Source organism: Mucilaginibacter lappiensis (assembly GCF_050433765.1).
GTDB lineage: Bacteria > Bacteroidota > Bacteroidia > Sphingobacteriales > Sphingobacteriaceae > Mucilaginibacter > Mucilaginibacter lappiensis_A.
The window spans coordinates 14,409-34,688 of record NZ_JBNPWP010000006.1 but is presented as its reverse complement, the minus strand read 5'-3'; the positions used below and the strand labels follow the sequence as shown (position 1 = coordinate 34,688).

Genomic DNA, 20,280 nt, shown 5'->3' with positions numbered 1-20,280 from the left:
ACTTTCGTAATGCAGAAATTTGTAGTTAAAAAATTACGTTGAAAAAAGCAAAAAGCGGAAAGCTTAATGCTGAAAGCGATAGAAATAGTTTAGATAATTTATCCACTTGCCAGCATAGTGACGAAGCGATACAATTGCCTTCTCACATTTAGATTGAGTACTCATTACAGACCCAAAGGTGTTGGGAAGATCATAATCTCCGCACGTATTCCCTCCCCACGGGAGGGGTGCGGTTGGTTTGTGCGCAAAAGCAGGGAGGGGTTTCTACGCGCGATTAAACCTGTAATGCTCAATAAACCCCTACCTCCCCTTCCCCAAGGAAGGACTCGCACTATCCCCTCCTTTTTAATCTTTCCAACACCTTCAGTCTGGGACGAGCACAAGATTGATTAGCAATTGAAATCGTGGTAATCCCTTAATCCGGTGAATCCCGGTTCAGACAATATTATATCACCCCCGCCTTTTCCAATTCAACCTGCATTTGCTGTTGGATACTTTGCGCTTCGGCGCGGGCAGCATCGGCAAAGTCCTTGCCATTACTGGCGTAGATGATGGAACGTGATGCATTAACTATAAGGCCGCAATCTTTGGTGATACCATAACGGCATACTTCTTCCAGATCACCACCCTGTGCGCCTACTCCGGGTACCAGTAAAAAATTATCGGGTGCGTATTTGCGGATGTTGGTAAATTCGGTGCTTTTGGTAGCGCCAACTACATACATGATCCTATCGGCGCCGGCCCAGGTATTGGCCTTTTGTATCACGGTTTCGTACAAATAGCCATCGCCGGTTTGCAGGTATTGAAAATCCTTACTGCCCACAGACGAAGTAAGCGCCAGCAGGATGATCCATTTGCCCTCATAAGCCAGGTAAGGTGTAACACTGTCCTGCCCCATATAAGGCGTAATGGTTATGGCATCAAAACTCATACCTGATGCATTTTCGTCAAAAAAGGCTTTAGCATATTTATCGGAGGTGTTACCTATATCTCCCCTTTTGGCATCAATAATGTTTAAAGTATCGGCAGGTAAATATTTCCAGGTATCAATAAGGCTCTGCAAACCTTTTACTCCCCTTGCTTCATAAAATGCAGCATTGGGCTTATAGGATACACAAAGATCTTTAGTGGCATCAATGATCCTTTTATTAAATTCAAGTATAGGATCAGGGTATTCTTTTAAAAATTCAGGGATCTTATCAATATCGGTGTCCAGACCAACACATAAAAAAGATTTTTTTTGTTTGATCTGTTCAATTAGCTGCGCACGTGAAATCATTAATTTTTGATATTTTAAATGTCAAAAAAACTAAAAATTTAGCTTAAATGCGGCCTTTTGGCAGATATTTATTTAATTAATTTGAAATTAAAAATTATTTGTTTACAATTGCAACGTTTTCCTTTGAATTTTTCTTGCACTAAAGAAACAATTTAAAACCCCACGTTATTTATTACTTTAATATTTACCTGGATTTGGATGTTTACTTATACAAAGTTTCAAGATCAATTTCTTTAAAATAATACTCCGTGCGTAACCACTTAACAGCTTAAAATTTGCATAGAGGCTTTATTACCGTCAGAAAACAAATTACATATTAAAAATCCCTTTGAACTATAATTCATATCATGTCTGATAAAATAGAATTGAACGACAAACTCGTTTCTGAGTTGCGCGAAATTGCAAAAAATTTAGGTATTGCTGAAGCTGACGAACTCAGAAAAGCACAGCTAATAGCCCGCATAGTTGAACAACAACAGCTTATTGAAGCTGCCCGTGCCCAGCAAAACATTGTTGAGTCTAATTATACCCCTGTTACTCCTGTTGAAACAGTTGAAGCAGTTGACAAAACACGTAAAAGAACCCGTGTATTAAAACCAAAAAACCAACCCCGCGTTGAAGTGCCTTTAGATGATACAAACTTGTTTGATCTGCAGGACGAAGAAACCCCGGCCGATGAGGCTGAAAATGAAACACCTGAGGTTGCAGCTGAAGCAAGTGAGGCTGCCCCGGTAGCACAAGCTGGCGAAACAGCTCCAAGAACTGAGGAACCATCGACAGAGACCCGCGCTCAAAAATTTGACAGGCGCACCAATGGTCAAAATCAAAATCAGCAAAAAAACCAGGAACCGGCTATTAATCTTGATTTTGACAACGTAATTGTAAACGAAGGCGTATTAGAAATTATGCCTGATGGTTACGGTTTTTTACGTTCGTCAGACTATAATTACCTTACCTCGCCCGATGATATTTATGTATCACAATCGCAGATAAAATTATTTGGCCTTAAAACCGGCGATACCGTTCGCGGTAGTATCCGCCCGCCAAAAGAAGGCGAAAAATATTTCCCACTGGTACGTGTGGAGGCCATTAATGGCCGTATACCTGCCGAAGTACGTGACCGTGTTCCTTTTGACCACTTAACGCCGCTTTTCCCGTCAGAAAAATTAAGCCTGTTTACAGATGCCGGTAATTATTCAACCCGTATCATGGATCTTTTTTCGCCAATTGGTAAAGGTCAGCGTGGTTTAATTGTAGCCCAGCCAAAAACAGGTAAAACCATGTTGTTAAAGGATGTGGCCAACGCCATAGCCCGCAACCACCCCGAAGTATACCTTATTATATTACTGATTGACGAGCGCCCTGAAGAGGTAACCGATATGGCCCGCAGCGTACGTGCCGAAGTAGTATCATCAACCTTTGATGAGCCTGCTGAGCGTCACGTAAAAATTGCCAACATTGTTTTAGAGAAAGCTAAACGTATGGTGGAGTGTGGTCATGATGTAGTGATCCTTTTGGATTCTATAACCCGCCTGGCACGTGCCTATAATACAGTTGCGCCGGCATCAGGCAAAATATTATCAGGTGGTGTTGATGCCAACGCATTGCACAAACCAAAACGCTTTTTTGGTGCTGCCCGTAACATTGAAGATGGTGGTTCATTAACCATTATAGCTACAGCGTTAACTGAAACCGGCTCAAAAATGGATGAGGTTATTTTTGAAGAGTTTAAAGGTACCGGTAACATGGAGTTACAGCTTGACCGTAAACTTTCAAACAAACGTATATTCCCGGCTATTGATATTACCGCGTCAAGTACCCGCCGTGATGACCTGTTGCTTGACCGTGACACATTGCAACGTATCTGGATATTGCGCAATCACTTAGCCGACATGAATTCGCAGGAATCAATGGAGTTTTTACAGGCCCAAATAAAAGGCACAAAAACTAACGAAGAATTTCTGATTTCGATGAATTCGTAATATTTTAGCATTTATGAAGTTATAGATAAGATGAGTATCGAGTAATTAGTATCAAGTATCAAGACAGTTTCCCAACCGGCGATAACTATCTTCAAAAAATCTTGATACTTGATACTAACTACTTGATACTTGATTCACTATATAAATTTTTATCTGTAACTTCATAAATAGTTAATAAAATCCTGATAACTTCATAGCCGAAATGAAGAAGCGCGTTAAGAAACATCTCCCCAATGCCATTACTTGTGCCAACCTGTTCAGCGGCTGTATAGGGATCGTATTTGCATTTCAGGACAACCTGCTGGTTGCATCATATGCTATTTTTCTGGCCGCTATTTTTGATTTTTTTGATGGCTTTGCTTCAAGGGTGCTTAACTCCTATTCATTTATAGGTAAGGATCTGGATTCACTTGCCGATATGGTAAGCTTTGGTTTTTTACCATCGGCCATATTATATGAGCTATACTTAAAAGCGCCGCAAATTGACCACATAAGCCCTTATTTGTGTTATATAGCATTTTCAATAACGGTATTTTCGGCTTTACGCCTGGCCAAATTCAACAATGACACCCGCCAGTCTGATAGTTTTATCGGCCTGCCAACACCTGCCAATGCAATATTCATAGCTTCGCTTCCACTAATTATTCAGCAATACGAAGTTTTAGCCCGTTACATTCTAAATCCTTATGTATTAACGGGTTTAATTATAGTGATGTGCATATTACTGGTATCTGAAATACCGCTTATGTCGCTTAAATTCAAGAACCGCGATTTTAATAAAAACATTTTCCGCTATTTACTGCTGTTGTTTTCGGCAATACTGATTCTATTTTTTAAATTTGTGGCAGTTCCGGTGGTTATATTTATATACATCACCTTATCTTTAATTCAATTTAAAATCACAAATGACAAAGTACCAGGCTGAAATTGACGTAATGCCCAAAAAAGAAATACTTGACCCTCAGGGAAAAGCAGTAACCGGAAGCATGAAAAACCTTGGTTTAGCCGAAATACAAAATGTGCGCATAGGCAAACATATCACGCTTGAAATTGAGGCTGATAACGCCGAAACAGCACACACCAAAGTGGAGCAAGCTTGCAAAAACCTATTAGCTAACCTGATCATGGAAAGCTATACTTTTAAAATACAGGAAGTAGTTTAAAGATAATTTAGGTTAAAGCTGAAAGGTAAAAGGCTAAAGGTTTTTGAATATCGAATACTGAACGTTGAGTTCTGAATAAAGAAATAACTTGTTAAAGATAGATCAGGTACAAAGCAAAAAACCTTTTACCCTTCACCTTTATCCTTTTACCTTCCCTTCTTACAGTCCCGCTTCTTTCTCGTCCTTTATTTGTTTAAGGGTGATCAGGTTGGCATTAACAATTGCTTTTACCTGATTAAATTTTTCAAATATTTCAGCAGAGTTTGGAGTATCTGCTTTACAGCCCAGTTCAACCTCTTGTATAGTTGCCTGGCTTATCGGCATACCAAAAAAACCAAGGTTAGGCTTTAATTTGTGCGAAGTTTTCGAGGCAGTGTCCCAGTCACCATTAGCCAGGGCATCACCAATAATAGCAATTAACTCTGGAGTTTGCTCCAGGAACAAACCTATTGATTCTATAATAAACTCATTACTGCCATCGGCAATTTCATATAAAAAGGAAAGATCAAGGTCTTGATCGGGCGAAATATCTGACATATTTATTGAGCGTTGATTACGTGAGTGGTTGATTAAGTTGAGTAAATGGTATCATCAGCTAAACAAAATTGTAAATTTTAATAGCTACTCACCCAATCAACCACTCACTAAAACATAAATTTATACTTTTTTTACAATCAAGTTGTCTTTAAGTTCATTTTTAAGCTGTAAAATATTTTTACTCAACACCGGATGAACAAAGTCGGCAGCTATTTCGGCAAGGGGTTCCAGTGTAAATCGTCGTTTATGTAATTCGGGATGCGGCACCTGTAAATTGAGCTCATCAATAATGGCATCGCCATAAAACAAAATATCAATATCAATAATGCGCGAACCCCACTTTTCTTCGCGCTTGCGGCCCAAAAGATTTTCAATAGCCAATATTTTTTGAAGTACCACTTGCGCAGGTAGCAAAGTTTGCAGCATAAGTACCTGGTTAAGATAGTCTGGTGCGTCGGTTTTACCCCATGATTGCGTTTCATATACCGATGATGCCTTTACCAGTGGGGCAATATCAGCCTCAATATGTTTAATTGCCTGTTTAAGAAACAATTTCCTATCGCCCAGGTTACTGCCTATGAGTAAAAAAATGTTATTCATGTTGTAACAAATATTATAGAAACGGCTCTTAACATTATCGGTATTGAATTACTAAGTTTGCATAGATATAAAGATTTATAACATTAATGAAACAATTCTTCAAATTCGTTCTGGCCTCTATAGTGGGGATACTGTTAGCCACTTTCATTTTAGTTGTTATTGTAGCAGGGATAATATACGCCGCAAGCAGTGATAAAACCGTTGAAGTTGAACCCAATACCGTGCTGCATATGGCATTTACAACGCCAATAACCGAACGTACCCCCAATAATCCTTTGGCCGGATTAGGTTTTTTAGGATTGGATAAGGATAAATCAACCGGCCTTAATGATATACTGGCCAACATCAGAAAAGCAAAAGCCGATCCCGATATAAAAGGTATTTTCCTGGATGAAAGTTATATGACATCGGGCCAGGCTACTACCGAAGAGATCCGCAATGCTTTGATAGATTTTAAAAAATCAGGAAAGTTTGTTGTTGCTTACGCCGAGATATACACCCAGGGCTTTTATTACCTGGCATCAGTTGCCGATAAGGTGTATATTAACCCCAAGGGCATTTTTGAATTTCATGGATTTAGCTCGCAGATCACCTTTTTAAAGGGCGCACTTGATAAATTAGGCATTGAGGCGCAAATAATCAAAGTAGGCACCTACAAAAGCGCTGTTGAACCATTGATACTCACTAAAATGAGCGACGCCAACCGGATGCAGGTTACCTCCTACCTGGGCTCATTATATGATCATTATTTAACCGGCATCAGCAAAAGCCGTGGCATTAATAAAGATTCATTGTTTAATTATGCCAACCAAATGCGCATCCAGATCCCTGAAGATGCATTAAAATTAAAACTGGTTGACGGCTTAAAATATAAGGACGAGATACTGGCCGACCTGAAAAAGCGTACGGGAACAAAGCAAAAAAGCGACCTTAACAGTATTGAACTGGGCGAATATACCAAGAGCAGTACTGAAAAAGACAGCCTTGACGATTCGTCGTCGTCCAAAAACCGTATAGCGATTGTTTACGCTTCGGGCGAAATTTCTGGCGGCGATGGCGATGATAACACCATAGGATCTGAAAGAATATCAAAAGCCCTGCGTAAAGTGCGGTTGGATAATAAAGTAAAAGCGGTTGTGCTGCGCGTAAATTCACCAGGCGGCAGTTCACTGGCTTCGGATGTGATATGGCGCGAGGTAATGCTTACCAAAAAAGTAAAGCCTATTATTGTTTCTATGGGCGATGTTGCGGCATCAGGCGGTTATTATATAGCATGCGCTGCCGATTCCATTATTGCTCAACCTAACACCATTACAGGCTCTATAGGCATTTTTGCCATACTGCCTAACATGCAAAAGCTTTTTAATGATAAACTGGGTGTTACGTTCGATGGCGTAAAAACCGGAAAATATGCCGATCTGGGTGATATTAACAGACCCTTAACCCCCGATGAAAAGCTCATATTGCAAAATAACGTAAATCACGGGTACGACGATTTTACCAAAGCAGTAGCCGAAGGCAGGCACAAAACACAGGCATATATTAACGGCATAGGCCAGGGCCGTGTATGGACTGGTTCGCAGGCATTAAAAATTGGCCTGGTCGACCGCCTCGGTAATATTAATGATGCCATAGCATCGGCAGCAAAAAAGGCCAATATTAAGAGCTATAGCCTGGTAGCTTATCCAGAGCAAAAAAGTTTCCTTAACCAACTAAGCGGCGATGTAACTGTAGAAGCACGCACCCGTATGCTGAAATCTGAACTGGGTGATAGTTACAGGGTGTACGAACAAATTAAAGGTATAACACAAATGATGCGCACCCCGCAAACCCGCCTGCCTTATGATATTGTGATTAAATAAGTTTTCCTATTATATTTTGATTGAAAAAGCTGCCTGTATGGGCGGCTTTTTTTATTTTTAGTGGTGCGGTGATACCACCGATCATTCTGGCAATTCATAAATTCTATAAATTCTGATTCTGACAATTGCGTTAAGGATTGCAGCGGATACCGGCCCTGCGCCTAAGGCCTGCAGGCGTATGAGCGGAAAGCCTGACCCGCAGGGAAACGCCCAGGACTTAAAAATTCTAAATCCTAAAATCTAAATCCTAAAATCTAAACACTAAGCTCTAAATCAAAATTTAAAACGGTAACCTTTTATTTAAATCCACTAAACAGTCATCATCCGAAAATTATCATTAAAAAAACAAACCCTTCACAAAAGCCATCATTCCAATGGCTTTTTGTATTTTTACGGCCTCAATATCATTATGGAAAATAAACCCATAGCCCGCACACTTCGTTTACTATCGCAACTCATGGAATTGCATGAGGTTAATCCCTTTAAAATAAAGTCGATAGCTAATGCTGCTTTTAAGGTTGATAAGCTGCCCTTCCCTGTTGCAGGCAAAACACTGGAGCAATTGGAAAAGGTTGATGGCATTGGTAAAAGCATTGCCTCCAAAATTACAGAGCTTTTTGAAAACGGTACCATTGCCGAAATGGACGATCTGCTGGCCACTACCCCGCCCGGCGTGGTAGAGATGATGGGCATTAAAGGTATAGGCGCTAAAAAAGTAGCTATTATTTGGCGAGAGTTAGGTATTGAAACCACAGGAGAACTTTTTTATGCCTGTAATGAGAACCGCCTGATCGAGGCTAAAGGTTTCGGCCTTAAAACCCAGGAAGAGATTCGTAAAGCCATTGAGTTTAGGATGGCCAGCAATGGCAAATTCCTTTTTGCCCAGGTTGAAAAAGAGGCCAAAGAGCTCATGGATGAGGTTAAAGCCATTTTTCCGGATGCTTTGAAACATTTTGCAGGCGAGTTTCGCAGGTTAAATGAGATCATTACCGAAATTGTGATCGTGTTGGGCAGTGTTAATCATGAAATTGCACACCAGGCTTTATTAAAATCCAACATTATCAGCAATGTTTCGCTAAACGAGAACCATATATCGGGCGAATTACCAAACGGCCTGTTGGTTGATATTATTTGCGTTGATAAGGCTGATTATTTTAGTGAACTGTTCCTGAACACAGGTACTGACGATCATGTTCAGGCGGTGTTGGAGCGTATTAATACGCCCCTTGATCAGCCTGAGAGTGAAGAAATTATTTATAAAAAAGCCGGCCTGTCCTGGATGCAGCCCGAACTGCGTGAAGGCACCACCTTTATTGAAAAGGCCGAAAAAAATGAACTGCCAACCCTGATCATTACCCACGACCTTAAAGGCAGTTTGCATAACCACAGCACCTGGAGCGATGGTGTAAATACCGTGGAAGAAATGGCCCTGTACTGCCGCGATAATTTAAAACTGGAATATCTGGGCATGTGCGACCATAGCAAGAGCGCATTTTATGCCAAAGGATTAAGCATTGAACGGGTATTACAGCAGCAGGAAGAAATAGACCATTTGAACAAGAAGCTGGATGGTTTTCATATATTTAAAGGTATCGAGTCGGATATTTTATATGATGGTTCGCTTGATTACCCGAAAGAGATCTTACAAAAGTTTGATTTTGTAGTAGCATCCGTGCATTCCATACTTAAAATGGATGAGGAAAAAGCTACGTCAAGGTTAATTACAGCTATTGAAAATCCATATACCACTATACTTGGCCACCCTACCGGCCGGTTGTTGTTAAGCCGAGGTGGTTATCCCATCAATTATAAAAAGGTAATTGATGCCTGTGCTGCCAACAATGTAGTGATTGAAATTAATGCCAACCCGTTAAGGCTTGATCTGGACTGGCGCTGGCACCAGTATGCGCTGGAAAAAGGTGTTTGGCTATCTATTAACCCCGATGCCCACCGTGTAGAGGGCTTTTTAGACATGCATTACGGCGTTTTAGCAGCCCGTAAAGGCGGCCTATATAAGGAAATGTGCCTTAATGCGTTATCGTTACAGGAAATTTCGAAAGTTTTTGAAAAAAAGAGGTCGGCAGTAAAGTAGATAAAGGACGGAAAGACAAAGGATCATTGACTTAATGATCCAATGACGAAAGACTTATTGACTAATGCGCCCCGATATAAAGATATACATGATAGATAAAGTACGTTCCATACAATCGTCAAATAAAAAACCGGCTATATTGGTTATAGGCGATCTGATGATTGACCATTATATACTGGGCAATGCCAGCCGGTTATCGCCCGAAGCACCGGTACCCATCGTGAATGTAAAAAGCGAATCTGTTACGCTTGGTGGCGCGGGTAATGTGGTGCAAAACCTCGTAGCGTTGGGTGCACAGGTTACCGTGGCTGGTGTAATAGGCGACGATATAGCCGGTAGCCAGATCATTGAAATACTGAGCAATGAAGGTGTTGAAACACATACCATTATTAAAGATAACACCCGCCCTACTACGGTTAAAACCCGTGTTTTGGCTGGTAGCCATCAACTGGTAAGGATAGACAGGGAAACCACCGCTACCGTATCAGATTATATTGCTGATGAACTGGTCAGTCACCTGAATGGCTATATGGAAAAGGTGGATATGGTGATATTATCTGACTATAATAAAGGATTATTTTCGCCTGCATTAACACAACGATTAATAATTGCGGCAAACAAGCAGGGCAAAAAAGTAATAATTGATCCTAAAGGATTAAATTATGAAAAATATAAAGGCGCTTACATTATAAAACCCAACCGTAAAGAACTGGCCGAAGCAGCTAAAACCGAGAAAATAGACTCGATTGAAAGCCTGAAACAGGCAGCAAAAGCTATTTTTGAGCAAACCGGAACTGAATACCTGGTAGTAACCTTATCAGAAGAGGGTATGGTAATATTAAGTGAGCTAACACACAAGATGTTACCCGTTAAAGCCACCGAGGTTTTTGATGTGACCGGCGCCGGCGATACCGTACTTGCTACCATCGCCTATTTTATAGCGGCAGGTTTAACTATTGAAGAAGCCTGTGAACTTGCAAACCATGCCGCCGCTATTGTAATACGCCAGGTAGGCAGTGCCACTACTACTATTGATGAGATAATTAATGATATAGAGAAGGGGTAAAGCGGAAGGCGAAAGGTTTTATGGAGCAAAGATTAAAGGACAAAAGATAAAGGATAAAAGACGTATAATTTAAAAGTTAGCATGTACATCCCGAACCTCACAACACGAAACACGAACCTCAAAAGAACATGGTTTTAGACTCACTTAAAGATCATCAACGCACTATACAGCTGGTAATTGATACCCTGGTTGGGGATATTGAAAAGGCCTGCAGGTTAATGACCACCACATTAAAAAACGGTAACAAAGTTTTGTTTGCCGGTAACGGCGGCAGCGCTGCCGATGCCCAGCACCTGGCGGCCGAACTAACAGGCAGGTTTGTAAAGGAACGAAAAGCGTTTCCGGGTATAGCGTTAACCGTTGATACTTCGGCACTTACGGCTATTGCTAATGATTATCATTTTGACAGGGTATTTTCGCGCCAGGTAGAGGCATTCGCGCGGCCGGGTGATCTGTTTATCGGTATCTCAACCAGTGGAAATAGCCAGAGTATTTTGAATGCTTTTGAAACTGCAACCCAGTTAGGCTGTAAAACGTTGGGATTATCGGGCCGGGATGGTGGCAAAATGAATGGAATTTGCGACCTGAACATCATCGTACCTTCAAATACTACAGCACGTATACAGGAAATGCATATACTGATAGGACACATTATGTGCCAGGCAGTTGATGATTTGTTTGATTAATAATAAACTGTAGAGACGCATCACATGCGTCTTTATATAATCACAAAAAAAGACGCATGTGATGCGTCTCTACAAATAAAAGAATATGAGAATCGACCTCGAAAAAATACTTACTGATAAAATAACTGATCTGCCATCGCTTAAAAAACAGCTGCAAAGCTGGCAAAGTGAAGGTAAAAAGGTGGTTTTTACCAATGGCGTATTTGATCTGCTGCATATTGGCCATATCACTTATCTGGCCAAAGCGGCCGAGCTTGGCGATAAGCTCATCATCGGCTTAAATGCCGATAGTTCGGTTAAACGCATAAAAGGCGAAAGCCGGCCGGTAAATGACCAGAGCAGCAGGGCTGCTATATTGGCCGCCTTATTTTTTGTAGATGCTATAGTGGTTTTTGAAGAAGATACCCCGCAGCACTTGATCAGTACCTTATTACCCGATATATTGGTAAAGGGTGCAGATTATTCGGTAGAAAATATTGTAGGCGCAAAAGAAGTGATAGCAAATGGCGGCGAGGTGAAAACGATTAATTTTGTGGAAGGGTATTCGTCAACTTCCATAATTGAAAAGATCAGGAACCAAATTACCTGATAAGGCAAAAAAATGAAGATACTGGTGATCCGCTTTAGCTCCATGGGCGATATTATTTATACCACGCCTGTTGTACGCTGCCTAAAAAAGCAAATACCCGGAGCCGAAGTTCATTTTTTAACCAAACCCCCCTTTAAATATATATACGATAACAATCCTTATGTTGATAAGCTACTGTTGTTAAAATCAACATTATCAGCAACTATTCAGGAAATAAAGGCAGAGCAATACGATTATATTATCGATCTGCATAACAACCTGCGTACCGCTATCATCAAGCTACGCACAGGCGTCCGGTCATCAACCTATCAAAAACAGCCGCTAAAAAAATGGCTTAGCTTAAAGTTTAAACTAAAGCTGATACCCCCCATTCACCTGGTTGACCGTTACCTCAAAACTGTTAAATTTTTAGGTGTGGTTAATGACGGCCAGCCTATTGACTACTATATAAAAGCAGAGCACCAGTTAAACAACTTGCTGCCTCCCACGCATCAAAAGGCATATATCGCCTTTGTAATTGGGGCTACTCATTTTACCAAAAGAATGCCCAATGACAAGATTATCAACATTTGCCGGCAGCTTAATAGCCCGGTGGTACTGCTGGGTGGCAATGATGTTAAGGCCAATGGCGATATTATTGCCGGAGCAATTGGCACACCTGTTTATAATGCATGTGGTATTACATCGCTTGATGAATCGGTGTACCTGGTATCGCAGGCTAAAAGTATCATTGGTTTTGATACCGGCCTAACCCATATTGCCGAAGCATTTAATAAACCCATTGTATCAATTTGGGGTGGTACCGTACCCGATTTGCTTGGCGTACAACCCTACATGGTTAATGATGTTTTGGTTGCCGGTATTGATCTGCCCTGTCGTCCATGCTCCAAATTCGGATTAGAAAAGTGTCCGCTTGGCCATTTTAAGTGCATGAATGATATGCCCGAAGATGGCATTGTTCATTTTGTGAATAAATAGAATAGCCCTGTTTTTATTTATGTTATTAAAAAAAACTTATTGAAATTAGCTGTTGTTATATTTCTATAAGTATCTGCCTGCAACTATAATAAAATAAGATTATTAACAAAATTAAACAGGGGTCACATGAAAAATCTGCTCTTAATTCGTCATGCTAAAGCTACACATGAAAGCGGTTATGTTGATTTTGAAAGACCTTTAAAGCAATCAGGAATGCAGGATGCTTTATTTATGGCGAATGTTTTAAAAAGACAGGCCAGCATTCCGGAGGTTATCGTAACGAGTCCGGCCCTGCGCACACTTACTACAGCCCAGATATTTGCAGAACACCTGCATTTACCCCCCGCCGATACGGATAAAAGGATATATGAAGCCAACGAACTGACACTGGTAAATGTGATCAATAACCTGCCAAATGAATATAATTTTATTGGCCTGGTTGGGCATAATCCGGGGATAAGCCAGCTATTACATTACCTTACCGGGCAAATTCGTGATGTACCTACCTGTGCCATAGCATTGATCAGCTTTGATAACGACGATTGGCGCTCTATCAGCACCGAAGATGGACATTTAACTTTTTACGATTCGCCTAAAGGGTAAGTGAGCGGTTTTTGACCGTTGATTTAAATGATTGATGTGATTCCGTTGATTTTTGGCTAACCCGAAGATACCATCGTTTAATTCCTGACCAAGTAATAAATAGCTTTCAATCAGATAGTTACAGTTTAATCATTCATTAAATATCGACAACTTCTTGCTGTTAATTTATTTAATTACTTTTGTCGCCTAAATAACCTTATCCACTTTACATGAAAAAACTATTACTTTCCCTGCTTTTGGCAGGCTCTTCAATGGCAGCTTTTGCTCAATTACCAACTTTCGGAATTAAAGGCGGCGCCAACTTTTCAACACTACATGTGTCGCTTGACGGTACCAACATCAGTGTTAATTCAGGTACACTGACCACTTTTAACGCTGGTGTTTTTGTCGACTTTAAATTTGGCAACGTTTCTTTACAACCAGCCCTGAACCTTAGCGGTAAAGGCGGAAAATTTGGCGGTGTTTTTTCTGATACCGAAGATTCCAACATTGAACAAGGCGACGGAAAATTCAATTTAATTTATTTACAACTACCTGTAAACCTGGTATATCATGTACCGGTTGTAGTTGGCGACATTTATTTTGGAGCGGGCCCTTATGTTGCAAAAGGTATTTCTGGCAAGGTTAAAGGCTCCGACGCCGAAGGAAATTCGATAAGCGAGGACATTAAATTTGGTGATGACGGTGATATTAAATCAATGGAATATGGCGCAAATGCCATAGCCGGTATTAAATTAAAAACCGGGTTGCTTTTTAATGTCAACTATGATTTAGGCTTATCAAACATAGCACCAAATGCCGATGGTGGCAAACTAAAAACCCGCGTTTTTGGAATTTCAATAGGTTACGCTTTTTAAGCTTGTCCAAAAAACAATAAAAAAAGGAGCTTTGCTCCTTTTTTTATTTGCGCTGATAATTAAATTATTACTGTTGTATTATCAGGTTACTTGTTTTAATCATCTGAGCATACATTCAAAACCCTTAACTTATCCTATAAGTTTTCCCGGGTAAGGAGCGGATATAGCCCTGCATTTCCATATTCAATAGGTTCATGGCCAGCATACTCATAGGCATATTTGCTTTTATGGTCAGGTCATCAATAGCTAAAGGAGTTTTGTGTTGTTGTAAAATGTCAAATATCAACCGCTCATCTGCCGATAGATCAAGGGGTAAAACAAATTGTTCAACAGGTTTGGCATGGTCTGTTTTCTCCCATCCTAAGCTAAAAGCCAGATCGGCAACACAGGTAAGCAACCCCGCTTTATTATTGCGGATCAGGAAGTTACATCCTTCAGAATAATCATCACCCAACCTGCCGGGAAATGCGAATACATCCCGGTTGTAGGAGTTAGCTATTTCGGCAGTTATTAATGCACCACCTTTTATGCCGGCCTCTATCACTACAGTAGCATCGGCAATACCCGCCACAATACGGTTACGCTGCGGAAAGTTTTCTCTATCAGGTATAGTCCCTGACGGATATTCGCTTAACAGCCCACCATTTTCAAGCATTTTTTCGGCAGTGGCCCGGTTCTGGCTGGGATAAAGCCTGTCGAGCCCGTGGCCAAGCACCCCTACAGTCGGCATATTAAGCCGCAGGCATTCTTTATGGGCGGCTACATCAATACCCAAAGCTAAACCACTTACAATTAGCACATTGTATTGCTGTAATTCTTCAATAAGTTGTTTGCATAGTTGCCTGCCATAGTCGGTAGCGTTGCGCGTACCTACTATGCTTATAATATGTAGCGGGTTTAGTTCCATCTTACCCCTTGCATATAGCAATACCGGCGAATCGCCACAGTTTTTTAACCTTTTGGGATACCGGCTGTCGGTGTAAAAGATCACCTCTATCCCATGCTTTTCAATAAACAGAAGTTCCTTTTCGGCCTTTTTTAAGGCATCATCAAAATCCCACAGGGCAACACGTTTATCACCAATACCGGGTATCTTAACCATTTTGGCTACAGAAGTTTTAAAAATTGCCTCCTCGCTCCCCAAATAAGCAATCAATGATTTGGCTGATACCGGCCCCAGATTTTTAACAAAAGATAAAGCTATTCTATGATGTAGTGACATGGTTATTGTTAGGTATGCGGGTATTAGATCTTAGATATGCTTATCTGCAAATCCATTTTCCGTCTCTAATGTATAAAAAATCCTAAAAATATTAGTATAAATAAAAAACTACAAAAATAGTTTGCAAACTATAAAAATAGTTTTACCTTTATGTAACTATAAAATAGTTTGCTATGAATATCAAAGAACTCACCAAAGCAGAAGAACAGATCATGCAGATACTGTGGCAATTAAAAGAAGCTATTGTAAAAGATATTATTGATCAAATGCCCGATCCTAAACCGGCCTACAACACCGTATCAACCGTGGTGCGGGTGCTGGAAGGTAAAGGCTTTATTGATCATAAAGCTTACGGAAACTCGCACGTGTACTATCCGCTCATTAGCGACGATCAATACAAAAAGTTCACATTTGATAAGATGATGAAAAACTATTTCAGCAATTCATACCAAAGCCTGGTATCGTTTATTGTTGACGAAAAGAAGCTCGGCGTAAAAGAACTGGACGAATTAACCTCACTGATTGATCAACTTAAAGATAAAAAATCATGAACTGGCTGCATTATCTGCTCGAAGCGAATTTATACCTCGTAATATTTTATACCGGGTATTGCCTGTTTTTAAATAAGGAAACCTATTATACACTGAACAGGGCTTACTTATTGCTTAGTTGTATCCTATCGTTCCTTTTACCGGTAATGCAAATCGGCACATTAAAACCGGCTGAATCGGGAGTTGTAAAAGTGGTGCTCCTTGCATCCACCGGCTTAAAACCCGTAGCAACTGAAGTTCAGGCGAGTCATATTACTGTGGATGATGTACTATTATATACCTACCTGCTTGGTGTTATAGTGTTAGCATTAGTACTGATATTTAAAATTTTCAGGCTGATCAAAATGACCCGCACAACCATTGCCCTGGTTGATAATAAGTATAAATTGATAGGCATTGATGGTTCAAATACCGCCTTTTCGTTTTTTAATTACCTGTTTATCGGCACAAAAACAGCGGGCAGCGATATCATTATACGGCATGAACTGGTACATATCAGGCAAAAACACTCGGCTGATATTATTTTCATGGAACTCATAAAGATCATTAACTGGTTTAACCCTTTCATTTACCTGATGCAGGTAAGCCTTAAAACCGTGCATGAATATATTGCCGATGAGCAAACCGCTCATGAAACCGATGCATTGGCTTACTCTTCATTCTTAGTAAACAATGCTTACGGCCTTAATGGCTCATCTATTTCGCATTCATTTTTCAATTATAACCTGTTAAAAAAGAGGATCATTATGTTAAACCAAAAACGTTCGGGGAATTTAGCCAGGCTAAAATACCTCATGGCTGTACCCATCTGTGCCGCGGCTCTTTGTGCCTCCACGCTGGGCTTCAGTAAAACCTATGCGCTGATAGACCTGGCACCGCGACAACACACTGTGCCAACCGCTGACCATAAAGCAGCTAACATTGCAACTGATACAACACGGGTTATTAACCACAATCAGGTAACTTCAAAAGGCTACAAGTATGAAGAAGATGGTTATCTGATAAATGGCAAAACCGATTTCAGAGTGATTATTACCGAAAAAAACGGCGAACAAAAGGAGTATTTCAAACACTCAACAAAACCGGCCGATCTGGCCATGTTAAAGGATAAATATGGTTATTCATTCCCAAAAATGATGATTTATCCTAAGCTTCCACCGCCACCACCAATGCCACGGCCGCAAGCAGGTTTGAATAAAACACCTCCTCCACCTCCACCTGCAAAGGTTAAAAAAGGAGTAAAAGTAACTGATGTTGTGATTTTACCATCACCTGCCGATGAGCCTGCTCCCCCAGCTCCTGTTCAGGCGCCAGGCGAAGCTGTGCCCCCACCGCCGCCGCCCAAAGATCCTTTTGATAGTTTATATAAGTATATTGGAAAGCATGTAAGATACCCCACAGTTGCACGTGAAAATCATTTTGCAGGCAAGATAATTTTAACTTTTAATATTAATAACGGCAAAATAGGAGATTTAAAAATTACCAGAGGCCTTTATGACGTTATGGATGCAGAAGTTGTAAGAGTTATTAAAAGTTACAATGGTACGCTTAACGCCAGACCAGGTAAATACGCTATCCCGGTTTCTTATAGTCTTGTTGATGAAAAAGGTAATAACGTAGGTAAACAACCGGACAATAAAAACAAATCAGAAGCAAACACGATTGTTGTTGAATCGGGTCGGGTATATACGCTAAATGAAGTGGTTATAATTGGTTATGGCGGATAACTAAACCCAAATCTGATCACCTAAAATAATAAGCCCCAATTATTTTGAGCTTAAACTGCTGAACGGCTAAAACCGCTTCGGCATTTTTCCATGTAATGCCCTCTCCTCTTTTTAACAAAAAATGTCATCCTGAACTTGTTTCAGGATCTCTCAGGACATCCATCAGCATGATAATCAACCTACATGTGGGATGCCGAAACAAGTTCGGCATGACTTCATTCACATTACCCCTTCACGTATATCACCTGCTTAGTCTCAAAAAACTCCTCGGTAAAATAATCTTTAAGATAATATTGCTGTACTTTTAGGCCCGATTCTTTAATTTCCTGTTCCAGGTCGCCGCCTTTGAGGTATAAAATACCGTTAGGCAGGGTATTTTTTGACTGTTTATTGAACTTGCCGCGTACCCAGGGATAAAAATCTTTAAGCTGTGTAACCGCGCGCGATACCACAAAATCAAACTTTTCGTCAATTTGCTCGGCACGCTCGTGCGAGGCTTTAACGTTGGTTAAGCCCAGGGCTTTGGCAACTTCCTGCACTACTTTTATCTTTTTCCCGATGGAATCAACCAAATGAAACCGCGTTTCGGGGAATAAAATAGCCAGCGGAATACCCGGAAATCCACCACCGGTACCTACATCGAGCACACTTTCGCCGGGTAAAAACTGCATTACTTTGGCAATTCCTATAGAGTGTAGTACATGGCGCTCGTATAAAAGATCGATATCTTTACGGGAAATTACGTTGATCTGGCTGTTCCAAATATTATATAACTCAGGCAACTGTTCAATTTGCGCGCGTTGCTGAGCTGTCAGATCAGGAAAATATTTGAATATAATATCAGATGTCATCCCTGTTAAACCGGTTAATGATGTTACCAAGCAGGTACCTGGCCCTAAATAGTTGTGCTTTAACCGTACCCAGCGGCAAATCAAGTTGCTGGGCTATTTCTTCGTATGATAGTTCGTCAAAATAACGCAGTGTAATCAGGTTGCGGTAACGGTGAGGCAAGCTTTCAATAAGTAATTTGAGCTCCTGTGTTTGCTGTTTTTTAATAGATGTTTCTTCGGGATTTAAAACATCAGCCTTTATTTGCAGCGGCTTTTCGTCCCCGTCGTCATCAGTCATGCCATGAATTGATTGGGTGTTAAGCTTTTTTTTGCGGATAAAATCGATACAATTATTGGTTGCAACCCTGAACAGCCAGGTACTAAAAGCGTAATCGGGCTGGTATTTATCTAATTTTTCAAACGCTTTTGCAAAAGTTTCAACAGTAAGGTCCATGGCGTCCTCCTTGTTGTTAACCATTTTTAAAACCATAAAATAAATCGAATCCTTATACCTGTGCATCAAATCGGCATATGCCTTTTGATTGCCCTCCCGGGCTTTTACTACGAGGTGAAAATCATTCTTTGCATTATCAGTAAAATTGGCGTTTATTTCCATTGGGTGGTTTTTAAAAATGTCCCGATAAGCCCAAAAACATTCAAATACATATAATATATAATATCAAAAAAAGGCAAATACCAGATCAGGTCCTTGCCGCTCAGCTTTTTAAATATCTTGCTGTAAATAATTAGTTGTAATATTAATCTAAAAACAAACAAACCTAATGCCAGTACCGGTTCATATTTAAAAATAAGGCATAATATGAGTAAAATATAAAATAAAAAGCCACTCATCGCATCAAAGCTAAGCATGCGCCTGTGCTTATTTTTATACAGTTTGCCTACTCCCATATGTCGTTTCTTTTGCCTGTACCAGGATTTAAGGCTTGTTTTTGCGCTGGTATAAGTAAAAGCTTCGGGGTGTATCTCAATAATAGTATTATCGGCAGTGGCATGTTGATTTACAAACAGGTCATCATCGCCAGATATAACATGCATGTGTGAGGCAAAACCTTTTTGACTAAAAAACAGGGCTTTAGTATAGGCCAGGTTACGGCCAATACCCATGTAAGGATCGCCGTTAAGGGCACTTGATAAATAATTTATAGCAGTTTTTAATGTTTCAAAACGGGTAAAGGGATTCAGAAAATTACCTGTTTTATAATAAGGTGAATAACCTAAAACTATCTGAGCTCCGGTACTAAAATTAACCGCCATGCGGGCTATCCAATTTACCGAAGCTGGTTTACAATCGGCATCGGTAAACAATAAATATTCGTTTTTTGCAGCCTTTATCCCCAGGGTAAGCGCAAATTTTTTCCCTGTTTTAAAACGGGCGTGCTCAGTTATGGTTACCACTTTTAAACGCGGGTATTCGCGCTGCATGTCTTCCAAAACTATGTCTGATGAGTCGTAGGAGCAGTCGTTGATCACAACAACCTCAAAGTCTGTGTAGTTTTGCTGTAGTATAAAAGGCAGGTTTTCCTGCAAATTTTTGGCCTCGTTACGCGCACTTATAATTACAGTAACCGGTATCAAAACCTCAGGTAACTGATCCATTGGTTTATAACGCGCGAGGCGATTATGGTTGCTTATCAG

At 40.4% G+C, this 20,280-nt stretch carries 20 protein-coding genes; 13 read left to right on the top strand and 7 right to left on the bottom strand.

All coding sequences use genetic code 11. The annotated features are described in order from the left end of the window. Positions 1–445: 445 nt before the first annotated feature. Positions 446–1,276, bottom strand: coding sequence for an orotidine-5'-phosphate decarboxylase (pyrF, locus tag M2273_RS18605; protein WP_429399569.1), 831 nt, complete (start codon positions 1,274–1,276; stop codon positions 446–448). Positions 1,277–1,626: 350 nt separating this feature from the next. Between pyrF and rho the strand changes: the two genes are divergently transcribed. The 3 genes from rho to purS all read left to right on the top strand — a co-directional run bounded on the left by rho (position 1,627) and on the right by purS (position 4,424). Continuing rightward, positions 1,627–3,261 (top strand): transcription termination factor Rho, encoded by a 1,635-nt coding sequence (rho, locus tag M2273_RS18600; protein WP_429399262.1) that lies wholly within the window; start codon positions 1,627–1,629, stop codon positions 3,259–3,261. Positions 3,262–3,463: 202 nt separating this feature from the next. Continuing rightward, positions 3,464–4,186 carry a CDP-diacylglycerol--serine O-phosphatidyltransferase gene (pssA, locus tag M2273_RS18595; RefSeq protein ID WP_429399261.1) on the top strand — a complete coding sequence of 241 codons (723 nt, stop codon included), beginning with the start codon at positions 3,464–3,466 and terminating at the stop codon, positions 4,184–4,186. Continuing rightward, positions 4,167–4,424: a phosphoribosylformylglycinamidine synthase subunit PurS gene (gene purS, locus M2273_RS18590; RefSeq protein ID WP_429399260.1), complete on the top strand. Its 258-nt coding sequence runs from the start codon at positions 4,167–4,169 to the stop codon at positions 4,422–4,424. Before pssA ends, purS begins: the two co-directional genes overlap by 20 nt. A 159-nt stretch (positions 4,425–4,583) precedes the next feature. On the opposite strand, the gene M2273_RS18585 is transcribed toward purS, so the two are convergent. Together M2273_RS18585 and folK are read right to left on the bottom strand one after the other, a co-directional pair. Continuing rightward, complete coding sequence (locus tag M2273_RS18585; protein ID WP_429399259.1) at positions 4,584–4,961, bottom strand: Hpt domain-containing protein; 378 nt, start codon at positions 4,959–4,961, stop codon at positions 4,584–4,586. A 120-nt stretch (positions 4,962–5,081) separates the two neighbouring features. Next, positions 5,082–5,561 (bottom strand): 2-amino-4-hydroxy-6-hydroxymethyldihydropteridine diphosphokinase, encoded by a 480-nt coding sequence (gene folK / locus M2273_RS18580; protein WP_429399258.1) that lies wholly within the window; start codon positions 5,559–5,561, stop codon positions 5,082–5,084. 86 nt (positions 5,562–5,647) lie between these two features. Between folK and sppA the strand changes: the two genes are divergently transcribed. The 8 genes from sppA to M2273_RS18540 all read left to right on the top strand — a co-directional run bounded on the left by sppA (position 5,648) and on the right by M2273_RS18540 (position 14,294). Then, positions 5,648–7,423: a signal peptide peptidase SppA gene (gene sppA / locus M2273_RS18575; RefSeq protein ID WP_429399257.1), complete on the top strand. Its 1,776-nt coding sequence runs from the start codon at positions 5,648–5,650 to the stop codon at positions 7,421–7,423. Between the two features lie 409 nt (positions 7,424–7,832). After that, the gene (locus M2273_RS18570) at positions 7,833–9,515 is read left to right on the top strand and encodes a helix-hairpin-helix domain-containing protein (protein ID WP_429399256.1); all 1,683 of its coding nucleotides are present in this window, start codon (positions 7,833–7,835) and stop codon (positions 9,513–9,515) included. Positions 9,516–9,603: 88 nt separating this feature from the next. Then, positions 9,604–10,581 (top strand): D-glycero-beta-D-manno-heptose-7-phosphate kinase, encoded by a 978-nt coding sequence (gene rfaE1, locus M2273_RS18565; RefSeq protein WP_429399255.1) that lies wholly within the window; start codon positions 9,604–9,606, stop codon positions 10,579–10,581. A 128-nt stretch (positions 10,582–10,709) separates the two neighbouring features. Continuing rightward, positions 10,710–11,267: a D-sedoheptulose 7-phosphate isomerase gene (gene gmhA / locus M2273_RS18560; protein WP_429399254.1), complete on the top strand. Its 558-nt coding sequence runs from the start codon at positions 10,710–10,712 to the stop codon at positions 11,265–11,267. 85 nt (positions 11,268–11,352) lie between these two features. Next, on the top strand, positions 11,353–11,856 hold the full coding sequence (gene rfaE2, locus M2273_RS18555; protein ID WP_429399253.1) for a D-glycero-beta-D-manno-heptose 1-phosphate adenylyltransferase: 504 nt from the start codon (positions 11,353–11,355) through the stop codon (positions 11,854–11,856). A gap of 12 nt (positions 11,857–11,868) precedes the next feature. Then, positions 11,869–12,834: a glycosyltransferase family 9 protein gene (locus M2273_RS18550; protein WP_429399252.1), complete on the top strand. Its 966-nt coding sequence runs from the start codon at positions 11,869–11,871 to the stop codon at positions 12,832–12,834. A gap of 126 nt (positions 12,835–12,960) precedes the next feature. Continuing rightward, positions 12,961–13,437 carry a SixA phosphatase family protein gene (locus tag M2273_RS18545; RefSeq protein ID WP_429399251.1) on the top strand — a complete coding sequence of 159 codons (477 nt, stop codon included), beginning with the start codon at positions 12,961–12,963 and terminating at the stop codon, positions 13,435–13,437. 209 nt (positions 13,438–13,646) lie between these two features. Continuing rightward, complete coding sequence (locus M2273_RS18540; protein WP_429399250.1) at positions 13,647–14,294, top strand: porin family protein; 648 nt, start codon at positions 13,647–13,649, stop codon at positions 14,292–14,294. Positions 14,295–14,418: 124 nt separating this feature from the next. On the opposite strand, the gene dprA is transcribed toward M2273_RS18540, so the two are convergent. Next, positions 14,419–15,516 (bottom strand): DNA-processing protein DprA, encoded by a 1,098-nt coding sequence (gene dprA, locus M2273_RS18535; RefSeq protein WP_429399249.1) that lies wholly within the window; start codon positions 15,514–15,516, stop codon positions 14,419–14,421. Positions 15,517–15,689: 173 nt separating this feature from the next. Between dprA and M2273_RS18530 the strand changes: the two genes are divergently transcribed. Together M2273_RS18530 and M2273_RS18525 are read left to right on the top strand one after the other, a co-directional pair. Next, entirely contained in the window at positions 15,690–16,067 is a 378-nt protein-coding gene (locus M2273_RS18530; protein WP_429399248.1) for a BlaI/MecI/CopY family transcriptional regulator, read from the top strand. Next, entirely contained in the window at positions 16,064–17,794 is a 1,731-nt protein-coding gene (locus M2273_RS18525; protein ID WP_429399247.1) for a M56 family metallopeptidase, read from the top strand. The genes M2273_RS18530 and M2273_RS18525 overlap by 4 nt, the downstream gene beginning before the upstream one ends. Positions 17,795–18,018: 224 nt before the next feature. Here M2273_RS18525 and rsmG read toward each other — a convergent pair whose 3' ends face one another. The 3 genes from rsmG to M2273_RS18510 are packed head-to-tail and all read right to left on the bottom strand — an operon-like array spanning position 18,019 to position 20,241. Further along, the gene (rsmG, locus tag M2273_RS18520) at positions 18,019–18,645 is read right to left on the bottom strand and encodes a 16S rRNA (guanine(527)-N(7))-methyltransferase RsmG (protein WP_429399246.1); all 627 of its coding nucleotides are present in this window, start codon (positions 18,643–18,645) and stop codon (positions 18,019–18,021) included. Beyond that, the gene (locus M2273_RS18515) at positions 18,635–19,240 is read right to left on the bottom strand and encodes an RNA polymerase sigma factor (RefSeq protein ID WP_429399245.1); all 606 of its coding nucleotides are present in this window, start codon (positions 19,238–19,240) and stop codon (positions 18,635–18,637) included. The genes rsmG and M2273_RS18515 overlap by 11 nt, the downstream gene beginning before the upstream one ends. Beyond that, positions 19,231–20,241, bottom strand: coding sequence for a glycosyltransferase (locus M2273_RS18510; RefSeq protein WP_429399244.1), 1,011 nt, complete (start codon positions 20,239–20,241; stop codon positions 19,231–19,233). Before M2273_RS18510 ends, M2273_RS18515 begins: the two co-directional genes overlap by 10 nt. Positions 20,242–20,280: the final 39 nt, after the last annotated feature.